This is a genomic window from Citrobacter sp. LST-B2 (assembly GCF_057983045.1).
Genome location: NZ_CP192598.1, coordinates 2802500 through 2819029, shown reverse-complemented (window position 1 = coordinate 2819029; position 16530 = coordinate 2802500). Strand labels below are relative to the sequence as shown.

Sequence of the window (16530 nt, the reverse complement as noted above, 5' to 3'; positions counted from 1 at the left end):
GTAAATCGCGTTACACTTGCGCCCTGAATTTACCTGCCGGAGTTGTTATGTCGTTTTCCTGTCCACTTTGTCACCAGCCCCTTGCGCACGTTAATAACAGTTTTATCTGTCCGCAGCGGCATCAGTTTGATGTGGCAAAAGAGGGATACGTTAACCTGTTGCCGGTACAGCATAAGCGTTCACGCGATCCGGGCGACAGCGCGGAGATGATGCAGGCACGGCGTGCGTTTCTGGATGCCGGACATTATCAACCCTTGCGTGATGCTATTGTTGAGCAGCTTTCCGCGCGTCTCGACGCGTCGGCAACCTCGATTCTTGATATCGGCTGTGGGGAAGGGTATTACACTCATGCCTTTGCCGATGCGTTGCCGACGGTGACCACCTATGGACTGGACGTGGCGAAAGTGGCTATTAAAGCGGCGGCCAGACGATATCCGCAGGTGACATTCTGCGTCGCCTCGAGCCATCGTTTGCCGTTTGCAGATGCAAGCCAGGACGCCATTGTGCGGATTTACGCGCCGTGTAAAGCGCAAGAGCTGGCGCGTGTGGTCAAACCGCAGGGGTGGGTGATGACGGCAACGCCGGGACCGCGCCATTTAATGGAGCTGAAAGGGTTGATTTACGATGAGGTCCGACTCCATGCGCCGCATGCTGAGCAACTGGAAGGGTTCACCCTGCTGGAGGATATCGCACTGGCGTATCCGATGCGCCTGAACGGAAAGGAAGCGGTAGCGCTATTGCAGATGACGCCTTTTGCCTGGCGGGCAAAGCCGGAGGTCTGGGAACGTCTGGCGAGTACAGAAGTGTTTGACTGCCATACTGATTTTCGTCTTCACCTCTGGCAGCGTGCAGATTAACCGTGAAAGTGCGTCCAGAGGATCTGGACGCCGATACCGATCAGTACCACCCCGCCCAGAATTTCAGCCCGTTTGCCAAGCAGCGGGCCAATGAAGCGACCAATCATCATCCCCAGTGTGGACATGATAAGCGTGGCACAGCCAATAGCCAGTGCCGTCGCGATAATATTGACCTGTAAGAACGCCAGACCCACGCCGACCGCCATAGCGTCGAGGCTAGTGGCGATAGCGGTGGTGACCAGTAACCAGAAACCGTGACGGCGCAGTGGTTCATCATCTTCATTATCCGCGCCGCGAAATCCCTCAATAATCATTCGTCCGCCCAGAAAGACCAGCAGGATGAAAGCAATCCAGTGATTCCATTCCAGCACGAATTTGCTGGCTAACATACCGAGCGCCCAACCGATCAGCGGCGTTAATGTTTCAACTGCGCCGAAGATTAAACCGGTACGCAGGGCTTCAGAGAATTTGGGTTTATGCAGGGTCGCGCCTTTGCCAATTGATGCGGCAAAAGCATCCATCGACATGCCAAAAGCGAGAATAATAGTGGCGGTGATATTCATGACAGCGTCCTGACCGGGGTTTCCATAAAACACACCACTGCCCCCAGTAAACATGCACACCTGAACCCGGGGTTCATACAGTATGCATAGCAGTTGATGTGCCTATGGTCTCGCCTGACTGAAAGAGATTTCAGTCCGTACGTGCCACGTTTTGCAACGAGTATGTTGACACGTACATTTCCGGAGTCTGGAAATCGGCTACTCCCCAAATGACGGCGCAACCTTAACATATTTTGAGAATATAAAACAACAACGGAGAAATATTATTTGATCTCTAATTGAAAACGATTTTCATTTGGGTTTATTGGTAGATAGAACGTTAAAATAAATAACATTTGCGCTGTCGTATTATAGCCTTAGCTATGTTTTTAACTGCAAGTAAATTGCGAAAAATAAAGCTCAGGCTATACCTCTAACTTACTGAGAGGAAACGAGAAGTTTATATATCTTTTCCAGATCGTCGATATTCCTCACACGAATTAGCAGACGCCGTTGTTCTAATTGCATCACCAGAACACCATCTTCCGATAAATTCATCGCTTTAATGCGGTTATATTCTATCCAGACGTTGGCGAAGAAAAATCCATCCTGTTTGAAGATGATCTTAGGGACCCGGATCCAGAAAATATAAAACCCCATTAAGGCCAGAGCACATAATAACCAGGTGGTGATGATTGCCCCATGGCTGGTGACATTGTTGTAGATAAGAATTGCGATGAGGCCAATGAAGATGATGCTGTCGACGCGGCTTCGGCGCAGCAGGGGAATCGCAAGCAAAGTCGGGCCATTGCGGCGTGGCATGATGAACTGATCGTAAATGGCGTAAGCCAGTAACGCGGCAATAAAGAAAACCAGCACCAGGTCCGTGATAGTCATTGATCCTTGTTCCTCCAGATAAAAAAAGGGGCCTTATAGGCCCCGGTAGTGTACTACAGTCTTACAGACCCAACAGGCCGAGCGCATAACCCGCGATACCGATGACAAAGAAGCCAACGATAATCCACAGTGGGTTGACTTTCTTACGCAGCAGCCACATACAGGCGAAGGTCAGCAGCAGCGGAACCAGACCCGGCATCAACTGGTCGAGAATGGTCTGTACGGTGGTAACACGTGTCTGCCCATCCTGACCGGTGATAGTTGAAACCACCAGCGGGATGTTTACATGCGTCCACTTGTTCACCAACGCCCCCATGACAAACAGGCCGAGGATTGACGCCCCCTCAGTCAGTTTTTGCAGGAATCCGCCGCCCATATCTTTAACGATATCGACACCTTTGCGATAACCGTAGGCGACACCGTAGTAACGGGTCAGCAGACGGACTGCGTTGAACAGAATGAAGAACAGCAAGGGACCGAGCAGGCTGCCGCTCATCGCGATACCCGCACCTAACGCGGCGAATACCGGACGCACAGTACCCCAGAAAATCGGGTCGCCCACGCCTGCCAACGGGCCCATCAGACCGACTTTGATACCGTTAATGGCACCATCGTCAATTTCTGCGCCGTTAGCACGCTGTTCTTCCATCGCCAGCGTTACGCCGAGCACCGGCGCGGCTACATACGGATGGGTGTTAAAGAATTCCAGGTGACGCTTGATGGCTTGCTTACGCGCATCGTTGTTCTCTGGATACAGGCGACGGATAGCCGGTACCATGGAGAAGCAGAAACCCAGCGCCTGCATACGTTCGAAGTTCCATGAACCCTGAAACAGGTTAGAACGAATGAACACGCCACGAATGTCACTCTGTGTGAGTTTTTTCTCAGTGGTAGTTTTAGTCATATCAACCATTTCGCTCACCTGCTAGTCCAGTTCGTTATCGAGGGAGTTGTCACCCGCAGCCTGTGCTGGTGCACCCGCCACGCGGTTATATTTCGGGCTCAGTTGGATGTAGAGGATGGCCATGACCGCACCAATCACACCCAGAGCAACCAGGTTGAAGTTAGTAAATGCCGCAGTCACGAAGCCGAGGTAGAAGAACGGCATCAGGTAGCCTGCACGCATCATGTTGATAACCATCGCGTAACCGACCACAACGATCATGCCACCGGCGATGTTCAGACCGCCAGTCACCACTTCCGGAATCGCATTCAGCATGCCCTGAACTTCGCTGGTGCCTACGGAAATCGCAACGATAACCGCCGGGATAGCGATACGCATCGCCTGCAGGAACAGGGAAGAGACATGCAGCCAGGAGAGCGCTGTCAGGTTACCGTTTTCCGCCGCTTTATCCGCCGCGTGCTGGAATGCCACGGTGATAGTACGAACGATGATCGTCAGAACCTGGCCTGCTGCAGCCAGCGGAATCGCCAGCGCGATACCGGCACCGATGCTTTGGTGACCCGCAATAACCAGAACGGTAGAGATAATGGACGCCAGTGCGGCATCAGGTGCAACGGCAGCACCGATGTTCATCCAGCCAAGGGCGATCATTTCCAGGGTACCACCGATGATAATACCGGTTTTCATATCCCCGAGAACGGCACCAATCAGCGTACAGGCCACCAGTGGGCGGTGGAACTGAAATTCATCGAGTACCGACTCCATACCCGCGATACATGCGACGATGAACACCAGCACAATCTGAAGAGTGGTAATCTCCATTGTACTTCTCCTATTGCTATAACAGCCTTAAGTGTGAAAGCTCATTCAATGCCAGGGGTTACTTGCCCACTTTGGCAATCAAATCCATCATTTTCAGTTTCTGATCGGTTGACACTTTACGCGCCTCAAGCTCAATACCGCGGGCATTAAGTTTGTTAAAGGCTTCGATGTCTTTCTCATCGACAGAGATGGCGTTGTTGACCTGCGTTTTACCCTGACGGAAAGCCATGCCGCCAATGTTTACGGAGGTGATTTTTACGCCGCCTTCGACAATGCGTTCAACATCGGTCGGATTGGTGAACAGCAGCATTACACGTTCGCCCGCGTATTTCGGGTTGTTGTAAACGCGAATCATCTTGGCAACATCCACCACGTGAGCGGTCACGCCAGGAGGCGCCACCTGCGTCAACAGCGTTTTACGCACGGTGTCTGCCGCCACTTCATCGCTGACTACGATAATGCGGGTCACGTTGGTTTCTTTGGTCCAGCGGGTAGCCACCTGACCATGGATCAAACGGTCATCAATACGGGCAAGACCGATTTGCATATAATCGTTCGGTCCCATTGGTTTTGCCGGGGCCGCGGCTTTGGGGGCCGTTGCGACGGGGGCAGGGGCGGCTTTTTCCACCGGTTTCGCTTTCAGCGCTTTCACGCCTTCGCGACCGGTTTCAACTGCCAGCGCGACCAGTTCATCGAAGCTTGGGTTGTCGTCACGCGCCATCAGCGTTTCGACCAGCATAGGGATGTTCACCCCGGCAATCACTTCATACTGTTCTTTGTCGACGACAATGCGGCTGGCAGCGTTGAACGGACTGCCTCCCCATGTATCGACGAGAAACAGCACGCCGTTACTGGTATCGAGTTTTGCCAACTGAGCGTTGTACTTTTCAATCAGCGTTTCGGCATTTTCGCCGGGCACGAAATCGATCCAGCCGACGTTTTCCTGCTCGCCTAACAGCATTTCTGCTGTCTTGAGTAACTGCTCTGCAGCCCAACCATGTGTGCCTATAACAATAGCAATGGTCACTTGCTACCTCCTTTATTATCGTTAACACATCAACGTGAGAGATGTATTTGAATCGCCGTCCGCAACAGAATCGATTCAGATAAGGGTTACAATGAAAAACATATGATGTCCGTGAATTATTTTAGATATCGAAAAAAATATTTTATGTGATGAAGATCCGTAATTTAGTTTTCGGCAATGAGAAATTTCGTAGAGTAAAATATCCCTGTTACAACACTTTGCAAAGGAAGGTAAATCTTTGCCAAAAACAGGTTGCCTCTGTTATGTTTACGTTCTGTTTAACTAACCAGGAGTATAGGGCACTAGCCCGCTGTATGGATCGTCACCGACGTCATTTCACTTTCAGGCCGCATCGCGCCTGCCAGTCTGGCATGTCTTGCCACACGTTTTATCTGCACTGTGTTTTATCGCCTGTTAACCATTCCTTAAGCAGGAGCTTGTCATGGAATTCTTAATGGACCCCTCGATTTGGGCGGGTTTGCTCACGCTTGTCGTCCTGGAAATTGTCCTGGGTATCGATAACCTGGTTTTTATTGCGATTCTTGCGGATAAGCTGCCGCCGAAGCAGCGTGACAAAGCGCGTCTGATTGGTTTATCCCTGGCGCTCGTGATGCGTCTGGCCTTGCTGTCTATTATTTCGTGGATGGTCACCCTGACCCAACCGCTGTTCACCGTCATGGACTTCACCTTCTCCGGTCGCGATCTGATCATGCTGCTGGGGGGTATCTTCCTGTTGTTTAAAGCCACGACGGAACTTCATGAACGGCTGGAAAACCGCGAACACGATTCCGGGCATGGTAAAGGTTATGCCAGTTTCTGGGTGGTCGTGACGCAGATCGTTATCCTGGATGCGGTATTCTCGCTGGATGCGGTGATTACTGCCGTCGGTATGGTGAACCATCTGCCTGTGATGATGGCGGCGGTTGTGATCGCGATGGCGGTGATGCTGCTGGCGTCCAAGCCGCTGACGCGTTTCGTCAACCAACATCCGACGGTGGTGGTGCTCTGTCTGAGCTTCCTGCTGATGATTGGTCTGAGCCTGGTCGCCGAAGGTTTTGGTTTCCATATTCCGAAAGGCTACCTGTACGCCGCAATTGGCTTCTCGATCATTATCGAAGTGTTTAACCAGATTGCGCGTCGCAACTTTATTCGCCATCAGTCAACACTGCCGCTGCGTGCGCGCACGGCTGACGCGATCCTGCGTCTGATGGGGGGTAAACGTCAGGCGGCAGTAGCGCATGAATCCGACAGCCAGGCCGCCGTTCCGATCCCGGAAGGAGCATTTGCGGAAGAAGAACGCTATATGATTAACGGCGTGCTGACGCTGGCACAGCGCTCGCTGCGCGGCATCATGACTCCGCGCGGTGAAATCAGCTGGGTGGATGCTAATCTGAGCGTTGATGAGATCCGCGAGCAGTTGCTCTCCTCGCCGCACAGTCTGTTTCCGGTGTGTCGTGGCGAACTGGATGAGATCATCGGTATCGTGCGGGCGAAAGAGCTGCTGGTGGCGCTGGAAGAGGGCGTTGACGTCGCGGCTATTGCGTCGGCTACACCGGCTATCGTGGTGCCGGAAACGCTGGACCCTATCAACCTGTTGGGTGTCCTGCGTCGTGCACGCGGTAGCTTTGTTATCGTCACCAACGAATTTGGCGTGGTGCAGGGGCTGGTTACGCCACTGGATGTCCTTGAAGCCATTGCCGGTGAGTTCCCGGATGCTGATGAAACGCCGGAAATTACCGTTGACGGCGAAGGCTGGTTAGTCAAAGGCGGCACCGATCTGCATGCCCTGCAACAGGCGCTGGCGGTGGATAACCTGGTTGATGAAGACGAAGACATCGCCACGGTCGCGGGACTGGTGATTGCGGCTAAGGGTCACATTCCCCGTACGGGCGATGTGATCGAGGTTCCTCCGCTGAGCATTACCATTGTCGACGCTAATGACTACCGCGTGGATCTGGTGCGAATTGTTAAAGAACAACCTGCGCAAGAAGAAGAGGAATAATCCTCTCTAACGCAGGGGCATAACGGGCGCGATGCGTCCGTTATGCCTGGGCGGCGGCGGGTTACTGCCCGCCAGCCACTGCGGAAAATCGCGCAGCGGCATCGGCTTCGCAAATAAAAATCCCTGCAGTAAATCCACACCGTGGCGACGCAGATGCTGCGCCTGCTCCTGCGTTTCAACTCCCTCCGCGACCAGTTCGATATTCAGTCGTTGCCCAAGGGCGATGATGATGTCGGTCACCGTTGAATTGACCGCATCAGTACCAATCGCATGGGTAAAAGACTTATCAATTTTCAGAATGTCAGGGCGCAACTTTTCCAGCCATGACAATGAACTGTTGCCGGTTCCAAAATCATCGATCGCCAGCTTGATGTTTTGCCGTTGCAACGCGTGAACGATTCGGTAATCAACATCCTGCAGCGCATCCCGCTCGGTCAGTTCTATCACCAGTTGCTGAATGGGCTGCTGACTGAACCAGTACTGATCGAGATCTTTTAGCAATTCACCCTGCTGAAAATGGCTGGCAGCGACATTAATACCAATATGAAACTGGCTGCTCATGGGGAAAAAATGACGTTGCCGAATGGTTTCCGCTAGCACATAACGCGTCAGTGGTGCGATCTGGTGATGCTCTTCGGCAATCGGGATAAAGACGTCCGGTGAAATCCACCCCTGACGTGGATTATTCCAGCGCAGCAGGATCTCCACCCCCATGCACTGTCCGGTCCGCCCGTTCAGTAGCGGCTGGCAAAAAAGCTCAAATTCGCGCTGTGCCAGCGCGAGGTTAATCTCCCAGGAAAAACTCATTCGACTGGCGGTGGCCAGCCACGCCAGATAGCCCACCAGCAGACTGAGCAATAATGCCAGCGGCAGCTGCGCGGGCAGGGCTTTGAACGCCAGCGCTTCTGCTGCTGGCCCGGTCACGCTAATAGTAAAGGGATAGTGCTGTGAGGTGAGTTGATAGCGTTGCTCATCGTTGAGCGCAGGCAGGCGCTGTACTACGCCGCTCCCGTAAATTAAATGTCGGTTGCCGACTGTCAGGCTGGCAGCGGTAATCTGCGGCTTACGCGGTTCCAGCAGCAGCCTGGTAAGCAGGTCGATATTGATAATCTCCAGTATTCCGTCCTTTCCGTCGGGAGAGGCCGGGTACCACTGGACGAGAATCGGGCTGCCTTTAATCAGCAGTGGATCGGTGGACAACAGCAGTTGCGCGTTTGCGGTAGGGAGGTCGGGCTGAAGCTGATGAACCGGGATATTGCGATAGCCAAAGACGCTGGAACAGTACAGTATGCCGCGCTGGACCAGGGCAATTGCGCGTACCGTTTGCAGTCTGGCAGCCTGTTTGCGCAGCGGGAGATGCGTAGCGGAGCAGGGAAGGCCAATCAGTGGTAACAGGATATCGCGACCATTCTGCAACGGACGCAGTACTTCATCGAGCGTGGCGACCGCCCTGGAGGCAAAGGTAACGGTGTGGTGGTGATTTAAATTGCGCTGTGAAATAAATCGGACGCCCAGGGTCAGGATGAGCGTAATGAGCGCGCAAAGTATGCACAGGATAAAACGTTTGCGACGATATTTTTTTATGATCCGTTGTGCTGTCTGCATGCGGGCCGCCTGATAACCGTCAGCCACAAAAGCCAACCGTAACAGAGCAAGTGTAGTGGGGAATTGGCGAGCAGACGAGAAAGGGGGCAAAATTTCGCCCATCCGTTGCAGATGGGCGAGGAAAAAGTATTAGCGTCGCTTGCTGAAGTATTTAGTCACACTGAACTTTAATCGCCAGACCACCGCGTGAGGTTTCGCGGTATTTGGCGTTCATATCCTTACCGGTTTCGTACATCGTTTCGATGACTTTATCCAGTGAGACGCGCGGTGCGCTGGTACGACGCATCGCCATCCGTGCGGCATTGATCGCTTTTACAGAGGCAATTGCATTACGTTCAATGCACGGTACCTGCACCTGACCGGCAACCGGGTCGCAGGTCAGCCCCAGGTTATGCTCCATGCCAATTTCAGCGGCGACACACACCTGCTCCGGGCTCGCGCCCAGCAGTTCCGCAAGACCGGCCGCCGCCATTGAGCAAGCCACGCCCACTTCGCCCTGACAGCCGACTTCCGCTCCCGAAATCGAGGCATTCATCTTATACAACGCGCCGATGGCGCCTGCCGCCAGGAAGTAGCGGGTATAAATATCGGGACTGACGGACTCAATAAAGTGATCGTAGTAGGCCAGAACGGCTGGCACGATACCGCACGCGCCATTGGTTGGCGCGGTGACCACCCGACCGCCTGCCGCGTTCTCTTCGTTGACCGCGAGGGCGAACATGTTCACCCAGTCGATCACATTCATCGGGTCGTTAGAGAGCTTATCGCTGGAAACCAACATCCGACGCAGCGCAGAGGCGCGACGCGGAACGCGCAGTGGACCCGGCAACACGCCTTCGGTATTCATACCGCGATCGATACAGGCCTGCATGGTCTGCCAGACGTGACCGAAGTATTCTTCAATCTCTTTTTTGTCGTGCAAGGCCAGTTCGTTCTGCATCGCCAGTCCGGAAAGGGACAGGCCAGTGTTGTTGCAGTACTCCAGCAACTCGGTTGCGGATTTGAACGGATAAGGAACGCTTACCTCATTTGCCGCATCCTGACCAAAATGCTCTTCATCGACGATAAATCCGCCGCCGATGGAGTAGTAGGTTTTGCTGTAAACGACGGCATCGCCGTTATACGCATGGATCTGCATGCCGTTTTCGTGAAGCGGCAGGTTACCGTTATGAAAACGCATGCCGTCGTTTTGGGGGAAATCTACTTCGTGCTGACCGTGCGCCAGCAGCAGGCGACCGCGCGCCTCTACGTCGCGGATGAAACCTGGGATACTATCAATATCCACGGTGGCTGGCTCATTGCCTGCCAGACCCATAATAATGGCGATATCGGTGTGGTGACCTTTACCCGTGAGCGACAGTGAACCATACACGTCGACGGCAACACGAGTAACGCTATCCAGTAATCCTTTTTCGACCAGGTCATCGACGAACTGTTTACCCGCCTTCATAGGCCCTACAGTATGGGAAGATGAGGGACCAATCCCCACCTTAAACATGTCGAATAGACTAATCACGATAATACTCCTGACAGGGTGACTGGAAACTTCCAGAAACGATGTAATAACTGCGCATAGTGTAAGAGGGAACGCGGGGATCGGCTTAACTATTCACATGAATTAAACTAATGGGTAACCGCGTTTTTACTAATGTTGTGACGGGAGTTTCAGGTTGTGTCTTCTGCGCGTAAAGATAAGTATAGTCAGGGCTTCACACCAATTTGTAGCGCCAGTTCACGAATAATTCCGGCGGTCATTCCCCAGACGAAATAATGCTCATACCAGGAAAGCCACACGCGATGCGAATCCCCGCGACGCCAGACATCCAGCGGGTGATAGCGGCCTAAATGCAGCGCCTGCGCCAGCGGCATTTCAAAGACGGCGGAAACCTCGTCTTCGCTGGCGCGGTAAGGCAGATTAGGCGGAATAATGCCCACTACCGGCGTGACCTGGAAGCCGGTCACGCTGTCCACCGGCGGCAGCACGCCGATCACATCAACGGCTTCTGGCGGGATTGCCACTTCTTCTTCGGCTTCACGCAGCGCGGCGGCGATGAGAGAGGCGTCGGTGCTGTCAACCGCGCCGCCGGGGAAGGCCACCTGCCCGGCGTGTTTGCGTAAATGCACCGAACGCTGGGTCAACAGCAGCCCTGGCTGGGGGCGGCGAACCACGGGAATGAGCACGGCGGCCTGGCGCAGGTTCAGCGACTCGCGATTAATCTGCGGGCGCAAAAGTTGGAAGCGCGATAGAAAATCATCCAGCGTCAGGCTCTTGTTCTCCATGTCTCAGTTCTCCAGTTGTTGCAGGATACGATTCACTTTATCAAAGGTTTCCTGATATTCCGCCTGTTCCTCGCTATCGGCGACAATACCGCCGCCAGCGGAACAGTACAGTTGACCGTTCACGGCGGTCAGGGTGCGGATGGTAATGCTGGTATCCATATTGCCGCAGACGCTCAGATAACCGATGCTGCCGCACCAGGCGTTACGGCGGTGGGGTTCCAGCTCATCAATAATTTCCATGGCGCGCACTTTCGGTGCCCCGGTAATCGAGCCGCCCGGAAACGCGGCGCGGAGCAGGTCACTGGCATGCCGCGTGGGGGGTAACCGCGCGATCACGGTGCTGACCAGATGATGCACCGCCGGGAAGGGTTCAACCACGAACAGTTCCGGCACCTTCACCGAGCCCGGTACCGCCACGCGACCAATGTCGTTGCGCATCAGATCGACAATCATTACGTTTTCCGCCCGATCCTTTGCTGAGTTCGCCAGTTTCTGCGCCTGTTTCCGGTCTGCCTCTTCCTGCGGCAATCGCGGCAGGGTGCCCTTAATGGGGCGGGTCTGAATGTCGCCATCAGCCAGAAGAATAAACCGTTCAGGCGACAGGCTCAGAATGGCGCCGTCATCCAGGCGTAAAAACGCGCTGAACGGGGCGCGGTTCGCCTGATTGAGCCGCGCGAAGGCCAGCCACTCATCGCCCTGATAAGACGCCTGAAAACGCTGGGCCAGATTGACCTGATAGCAGTCGCCACTGTGCAGATACGCCTGCACCTGGCGGAATTTTTCGCCGTATTGCTCACGCGTCATGTTCGATTGCCAGTCGGTGGTTAACCTGAACGGCACACGCGCAGGAGGTTGCTGGCTTTCCAGCCAGGCGAGTCTGGCGTGGGCGTCCGTGTGGCTGAGTAAGCTCACGGTCTGGCGCTGATGATCGACAATCAGCGCCCAGTCGTAGAGGCCTATCGCCATGTCCGCCAGCGCGATATCCTGCCGGGCATAGCTGGGCAAAGATTCGAAGCGGCGTCCCAGATCGTAGCCAAATAACCCCAGCGCGCCACCCTGGAACGGTAAATCGGCGTTCACTGGCGGCTGAAGATTCAGCTCGGTCAGTGCGCTTTGCAGTACAGCCAGCGGATCGTCATGAGTAAGACGACAGCCTTGCGCATCGCGAATCTGCGTGGTTTCGCCGTGCGTTTTCACGGTGCAAAGCGGATCGGCTACCACAATGTCAAAACGGCTATGTGGGTGATCCGCGTGACCGGAATGCAGCAGCATTGCCCACGGCAGATGGCTTATTGGCGCGAAATACTGTTCGGCGGCGTCCTGACGCCAGGGGAGCGTGATAATAGCGGGAGATAACGTCTTCATTGATCCTGACTGTGCTGGCTATGTTCCGGGTTGCATGAAATAATTAGCGCAGACAATTTAGCAGGAGTTAACGATGTTTGCAGGTTTACCTTCACTCAGTCACGAACAGCAACAGAAAGCGGTTGAGCGTATTCAGGAACTGATGTCACAGGGTATGAGCAGCGGTCAGGCGATTGCGCTGGTGGCCGAAGAGCTGCGCGCCACCCATACCGGTGAGCGGATTGTGGCGCGTTTTGAAGACGAAGACGAGTAGCCCCGGCTTACACCGCGGCGACGATTTTAATCTCAACTTTATATTTCGGGTTCATTAATCCAGCCTGAACCGTACAGCGTACCGGCGCATGACCGGCCACAACCCAGGCGTCCCAGGCTTTGTTCATCGCTGCGAAATCATGCTTATCGGCAAGGAAAATGGTGGCATCAAGAATGCGTGACTTGTTGCTGCCTTGCTGTTCCAGCGCGGCGTCAATCTGTGCCAGCGTGTTGGCGGTCTGCTCGAAGGCATCGGCATCAAGGTTTGCTGGTACGCCAGTGTAGTAGAGCGTGTTGTTGTGGATCACCACGTCAGACCAACGATCTTCGGCATCAATACGGATGATAGTCATAAAGCCTTCCTCTTTTACGTTCTGCATAAAATGGCAAGACTGCCATATTGTCAGGGCGGCGTCACCTCTTCAACTGGCGTAAGCCGCTGCGGCCTGACATAATCCCTGTTCAAATCAACAGGGGGTAGTGTGACGGACGATTTTGCACCAGAAGGTCAACTGGCTAAAGCGATACCGGGTTTCAAACCGCGCGAACCACAGCGGCAGATGGCGATGGCCGTCGCTCAGTCCATCCAAAAATCACAGCCTCTGGTGGTAGAGGCCGGAACGGGGACAGGGAAAACCTACGCCTATCTGGCACCGGCGCTGCGCGCAAAAAAGAAAGTGATTATCTCGACCGGTTCGAAGGCGTTGCAGGATCAGCTATACAGCCGCGATCTGCCAACGGTGGCTAAAGCGCTGAAGTACACCGGAAGGCTGGCCCTGTTGAAAGGACGTTCAAACTATTTATGCCTGGAGCGCCTTGAACAGCAGGCGCTGGCGGGCGGCGATCTGCCTGTTCAGACCTTAAGCGATGTGATCCTGCTGCGCTCGTGGTCGAATCAGACCGAAGATGGCGACATTAGTACCTGTGTCAGCGTAGCCGAGGATTCTCAGGCCTGGCCGCTGGTCACTAGCACCAACGACAACTGCCTCGGCAGCGACTGCCCGTTGTATAAAGACTGTTTTGTGGTGAAAGCACGTAAAAAGGCGATGGACGCGGACGTGGTAGTGGTGAACCATCACCTGTTTCTGGCCGATATGGTGGTCAAAGAGAGCGGTTTCGGTGAGCTGATCCCGGAGGCGGAGGTGATGATTTTCGATGAAGCTCATCAGCTACCGGACATCGCCAGCCAGTATTTTGGCCAGTCGCTCTCCAGTCGTCAGCTAATGGATTTGGCGAAGGACATCACCATTGCCTATCGTACCGAGCTGAAAGACACCCAGCAGTTACAGAAATGCGCCGACCGTCTGGCGCAAAGCGCGCAGGATTTCCGCTTGCAACTGGGTGAGCCGGGATATCGCGGCAACCTGCGTGAACTGCTGGCCGATCAGCGGGTGCAGCGCGCGTTTTTACTGCTCGATGATACGCTGGAGCTGTGTTACGACGTGGCGAAATTATCCCTTGGACGTTCGGCGTTGCTTGATGCCGCGTTTGAGCGCGCTACGTTGTATCGCGCACGTCTCAAACGGTTGAAAGAGATCAACCAGCCCGGTTATAGCTACTGGTACGAATGTACCTCGCGCAATTTTACCCTCGCGCTGACCCCGCTGACGGTGGCGGACAAGTTCAAAGAGGTGATGGCGCAGAAGCCAGGAAGCTGGATTTTCACCTCGGCAACGCTGTCGGTGAATGATGACCTGCATCACTTTACGGCGCGTCTGGGGATTGAAGAAGCGGAATCAATGCTGTTGCCGAGTCCGTTTGATTACACCCGCCAAGCCCTGCTCTGTGTGCCGCGTAATCTGCCACAAACCAATCAACCGGGCGCGGCGCGACAGCTGGCGGCAATGTTAAGACCGATCATCGAAGCGAACAACGGACGCTGCTTTATGCTCTGTACCTCGCATGCGATGATGCGCGATCTGGCGGAGCAGTTCCGCGCTACCATGACGCTTCCGGTGCTGTTGCAGGGTGAAACCAGCAAAGGCCAACTGCTGCAACAGTTCGTCAGCGCGGGTAACGCATTGCTGGTGGCGACCAGCAGCTTCTGGGAAGGGGTGGACGTGCGCGGCGATACGCTGTCGCTGGTGATCATCGACAAACTGCCGTTTACATCGCCAGACGATCCGCTACTGAAGGCACGGATGGAAGACTGTCGTTTACGTGGCGGCGATCCGTTTGATGAGGTGCAACTGCCCGACGCGGTGATTACGCTGAAGCAGGGCGTCGGTCGTTTGATCCGTGATGCCGATGACCGTGGCGTGTTGGTGATTTGTGACAATCGACTGGTGATGCGACCTTATGGCGCGACGTTTCTTGCCAGCCTGCCGCCGGCGCCGCGCACCCGGGATATCGCCCGTGCTGTGCGATTCCTCGCAATACCATCCTCCGAGTAATTTGTTACGGAGTATGGTAAGATGCGGGCCATTTTATTGATCTAAGCACGAAGACTCATGCGAATTCTGGCTATCGATACCGCCACAGAAGCCTGTTCTGTGGCGCTGTGGAACGACGGTACTCACTCTGCTCATTTTGAGCTTTGCCCACGAGAACATACTCAACGCATCCTGCCGATGGTGCAGGATATCCTTGCCGCTAACGGCACCTCTCTGACTGAACTCAATGCGCTGGCCTACGGGCGCGGGCCGGGCAGTTTTACTGGCGTGCGCATCGGAATTGGCATCGCCCAGGGGCTGGCGTTAGGTGCTGACCTGCCGATGATCGGCGTCTCCACGCTGGCGACAATGGCGCAGGGCGCATGGCGTAAAACCGGCGCGACTCGCGTTCTGGCGGCCATTGATGCGCGAATGGGCGAGGTCTACTGGGCCGAGTATCAGCGTGATGAAAAGGGCGTCTGGCACGGTGAAGAAACCGAGGCCGTGTTGAAGCCTGAGCAGGTCACCGAGCGCTTACAACAGCTTTCCGGCGAATGGGTGACTGTCGGGACGGGCTGGCCTGCCTGGCCTGAACTTGGCAAAGAGAGCGGACTGGCGCTGCGCGACGGTGACGTCCTGCTGCCCGCCGCGGAAGATATGTTGCCGATCGCCTGCCAGATGTTGGCTGACGGTAAAACCGTGGCGGTCGAACACGCGGAACCGGTTTATTTACGTAACAACGTGGCCTGGAAGAAACTTCCCGGAAAAGAGTGAATCTCAGTAGTATGACCCGTAAAACATCGGGTTAGCCGTTTGAGAAAAGGAGTCGCAGTATGGCGGTTCAAAAACAAGTTGTGAAAGGCCTGCTCGCGGGCGCCATTGCCCTCATGTTAAGCGGGTGCGTCACGGTTCCGGAGGCGATTAAGGGCTCCAGCCCCACGCCGCAGGACGATCTGGTGCGGGTGATGAATGCCCCGCAGCTGTATGTCGGACAGGAAGCGCGCTTTGGCGGTAAAGTGGTGGAGATTCAAAACCAGCAGGGAAAAACCCGTCTGGAAATTGCCACTGTTCCGCTCGATAGCGGGGCGCGGCCGATTCTGGGCGAACCGTCGCGTGGTCGTATATACGCCAATGTGAATGGCTTCCTCGACCCGGTTGATTTCCGGGGGCAACTGGTGACCGTCGTTGGGCCAATTACGGGTACCGTTGAAGGTAAAGTGGGTAGCACGCCGTACAAATTCATGACTATGGACGTGACGGGCTACAAACGCTGGCGGCTTGCCCAGCAGGTGGTGATGCCACCACAACCGATCGACCCGTGGTTCTACGGCGGGAGAGGCTGGCCGTATGGCTATGGCGGTTGGGGATGGTACAACCCAGGTCCTGCACAGGTTCAAACGATCGTCACAGAGTAACGCGTTGTATTATCAGTAAAAGAAACAGCGGCTGGTCCGCTGTTTCTGTTTTATTAACGTCATAACAAAAATAAATAGTGACGCGCTTCGCAACCTTTCAGTTGAGTAATTAATAAACTGGTACGCTGAGTTAATATTATGTTAACGACTTGTTTATTATCTGGGGTTGAGATGACGACGAACACTCATT

The 16530-nt window shown here is 54.6% G+C and carries 17 protein-coding genes; 7 read left to right on the top strand and 10 right to left on the bottom strand.

The annotated features are described in order from the left end of the window. The first annotated feature begins 47 nt into the window (after window positions 1–47). Window positions 48–857 carry a 23S rRNA (guanine(745)-N(1))-methyltransferase gene (gene rlmA / locus ACQ0PY_RS13525; protein ID WP_109740316.1) on the top strand — a complete coding sequence of 270 codons (810 nt, stop codon included), beginning with the start codon at window positions 48–50 and terminating at the stop codon, window positions 855–857. Here rlmA and mntP read toward each other — a convergent pair. From mntP to manX, 5 genes are all read right to left on the bottom strand, one after another. Then, a complete protein-coding gene (gene mntP / locus ACQ0PY_RS13520; protein WP_044264752.1) occupies window positions 854–1420 on the bottom strand; it encodes a manganese efflux pump MntP in 567 nt (188 codons plus the stop codon). The two genes, rlmA and mntP, sit on opposite strands and share 4 nt — an antisense overlap. Window positions 1421–1837: 417 nt before the next feature. Beyond that, complete coding sequence (locus ACQ0PY_RS13515; protein WP_044264750.1) at window positions 1838–2296, bottom strand: DUF986 family protein; 459 nt, start codon at window positions 2294–2296, stop codon at window positions 1838–1840. Window positions 2297–2357: 61 nt separating this feature from the next. After that, complete coding sequence (locus tag ACQ0PY_RS13510; RefSeq protein WP_043000405.1) at window positions 2358–3209, bottom strand: PTS mannose transporter subunit IID; 852 nt, start codon at window positions 3207–3209, stop codon at window positions 2358–2360. Window positions 3210–3221: 12 nt separating this feature from the next. Then, window positions 3222–4022 (bottom strand): PTS mannose/fructose/sorbose transporter subunit IIC, encoded by an 801-nt coding sequence (locus ACQ0PY_RS13505; protein WP_042318487.1) that lies wholly within the window; start codon window positions 4020–4022, stop codon window positions 3222–3224. A gap of 58 nt (window positions 4023–4080) precedes the next feature. Beyond that, the gene (manX, locus tag ACQ0PY_RS13500) at window positions 4081–5049 is read right to left on the bottom strand and encodes a PTS mannose transporter subunit IIAB (protein WP_043000406.1); all 969 of its coding nucleotides are present in this window, start codon (window positions 5047–5049) and stop codon (window positions 4081–4083) included. A gap of 149 nt (window positions 5050–5198) precedes the next feature. Here manX and ACQ0PY_RS13495 point away from each other — a divergent pair, with 149 nt between their 5' ends. Both ACQ0PY_RS13495 and yoaE read left to right on the top strand, forming a co-directional pair. Further along, window positions 5199–5504, top strand: coding sequence for a protein YoaL (locus ACQ0PY_RS13495; RefSeq protein ID WP_371415068.1), 306 nt, complete (start codon window positions 5199–5201; stop codon window positions 5502–5504). Beyond that, complete coding sequence (gene yoaE, locus ACQ0PY_RS13490; RefSeq protein ID WP_043000408.1) at window positions 5492–7051, top strand: CNNM family cation transport protein YoaE; 1560 nt, start codon at window positions 5492–5494, stop codon at window positions 7049–7051. Before ACQ0PY_RS13495 ends, yoaE begins: the two co-directional genes overlap by 13 nt. A gap of 6 nt (window positions 7052–7057) precedes the next feature. Here the strand turns inward: yoaE and ACQ0PY_RS13485 are convergent, their stop codons facing one another. The 4 genes from ACQ0PY_RS13485 to pabB form a co-directional block, all read right to left on the bottom strand. Then, on the bottom strand, window positions 7058–8656 hold the full coding sequence (locus ACQ0PY_RS13485) for an EAL domain-containing protein (RefSeq protein WP_150547018.1): 1599 nt from the start codon (window positions 8654–8656) through the stop codon (window positions 7058–7060). Between the two features lie 151 nt (window positions 8657–8807). Further along, on the bottom strand, window positions 8808–10172 hold the full coding sequence (gene sdaA, locus ACQ0PY_RS13480) for an L-serine ammonia-lyase (protein ID WP_044257644.1): 1365 nt from the start codon (window positions 10170–10172) through the stop codon (window positions 8808–8810). 185 nt (window positions 10173–10357) lie between these two features. Next, window positions 10358–10936, bottom strand: a complete 579-nt coding sequence (locus ACQ0PY_RS13475; protein WP_043000411.1) for a CoA pyrophosphatase — start codon at window positions 10934–10936, stop codon at window positions 10358–10360. Between the two features lie 3 nt (window positions 10937–10939). Continuing rightward, window positions 10940–12301, bottom strand: a complete 1362-nt coding sequence (gene pabB / locus ACQ0PY_RS13470) for an aminodeoxychorismate synthase component 1 (RefSeq protein WP_090049221.1) — start codon at window positions 12299–12301, stop codon at window positions 10940–10942. A 73-nt stretch (window positions 12302–12374) separates the two neighbouring features. Between pabB and ACQ0PY_RS13465 the strand changes: the two genes are divergently transcribed. After that, window positions 12375–12554, top strand: coding sequence for a YoaH family protein (locus ACQ0PY_RS13465; RefSeq protein WP_043000413.1), 180 nt, complete (start codon window positions 12375–12377; stop codon window positions 12552–12554). Window positions 12555–12561: 7 nt separating this feature from the next. Here the strand turns inward: ACQ0PY_RS13465 and ACQ0PY_RS13460 are convergent, their stop codons facing one another. After that, window positions 12562–12906, bottom strand: a complete 345-nt coding sequence (locus ACQ0PY_RS13460) for a RidA family protein (RefSeq protein WP_043000414.1) — start codon at window positions 12904–12906, stop codon at window positions 12562–12564. Window positions 12907–13035: 129 nt separating this feature from the next. Here ACQ0PY_RS13460 and yoaA point away from each other — a divergent pair, with 129 nt between their 5' ends. From yoaA to ACQ0PY_RS13445, 3 genes are read left to right on the top strand one after another with little or no spacing between them, the layout of a single operon-like run. Beyond that, window positions 13036–14946, top strand: coding sequence for a DNA repair helicase YoaA (yoaA, locus tag ACQ0PY_RS13455; protein WP_044257647.1), 1911 nt, complete (start codon window positions 13036–13038; stop codon window positions 14944–14946). A gap of 57 nt (window positions 14947–15003) precedes the next feature. Continuing rightward, a complete protein-coding gene (gene tsaB, locus ACQ0PY_RS13450) occupies window positions 15004–15699 on the top strand; it encodes a tRNA (adenosine(37)-N6)-threonylcarbamoyltransferase complex dimerization subunit type 1 TsaB (RefSeq protein ID WP_044257648.1) in 696 nt (231 codons plus the stop codon). A 59-nt stretch (window positions 15700–15758) separates the two neighbouring features. Then, window positions 15759–16340, top strand: coding sequence for a Slp/YeaY family lipoprotein (locus ACQ0PY_RS13445; protein ID WP_044264737.1), 582 nt, complete (start codon window positions 15759–15761; stop codon window positions 16338–16340). The last annotated feature ends 190 nt before the right edge of the window (window positions 16341–16530 follow it).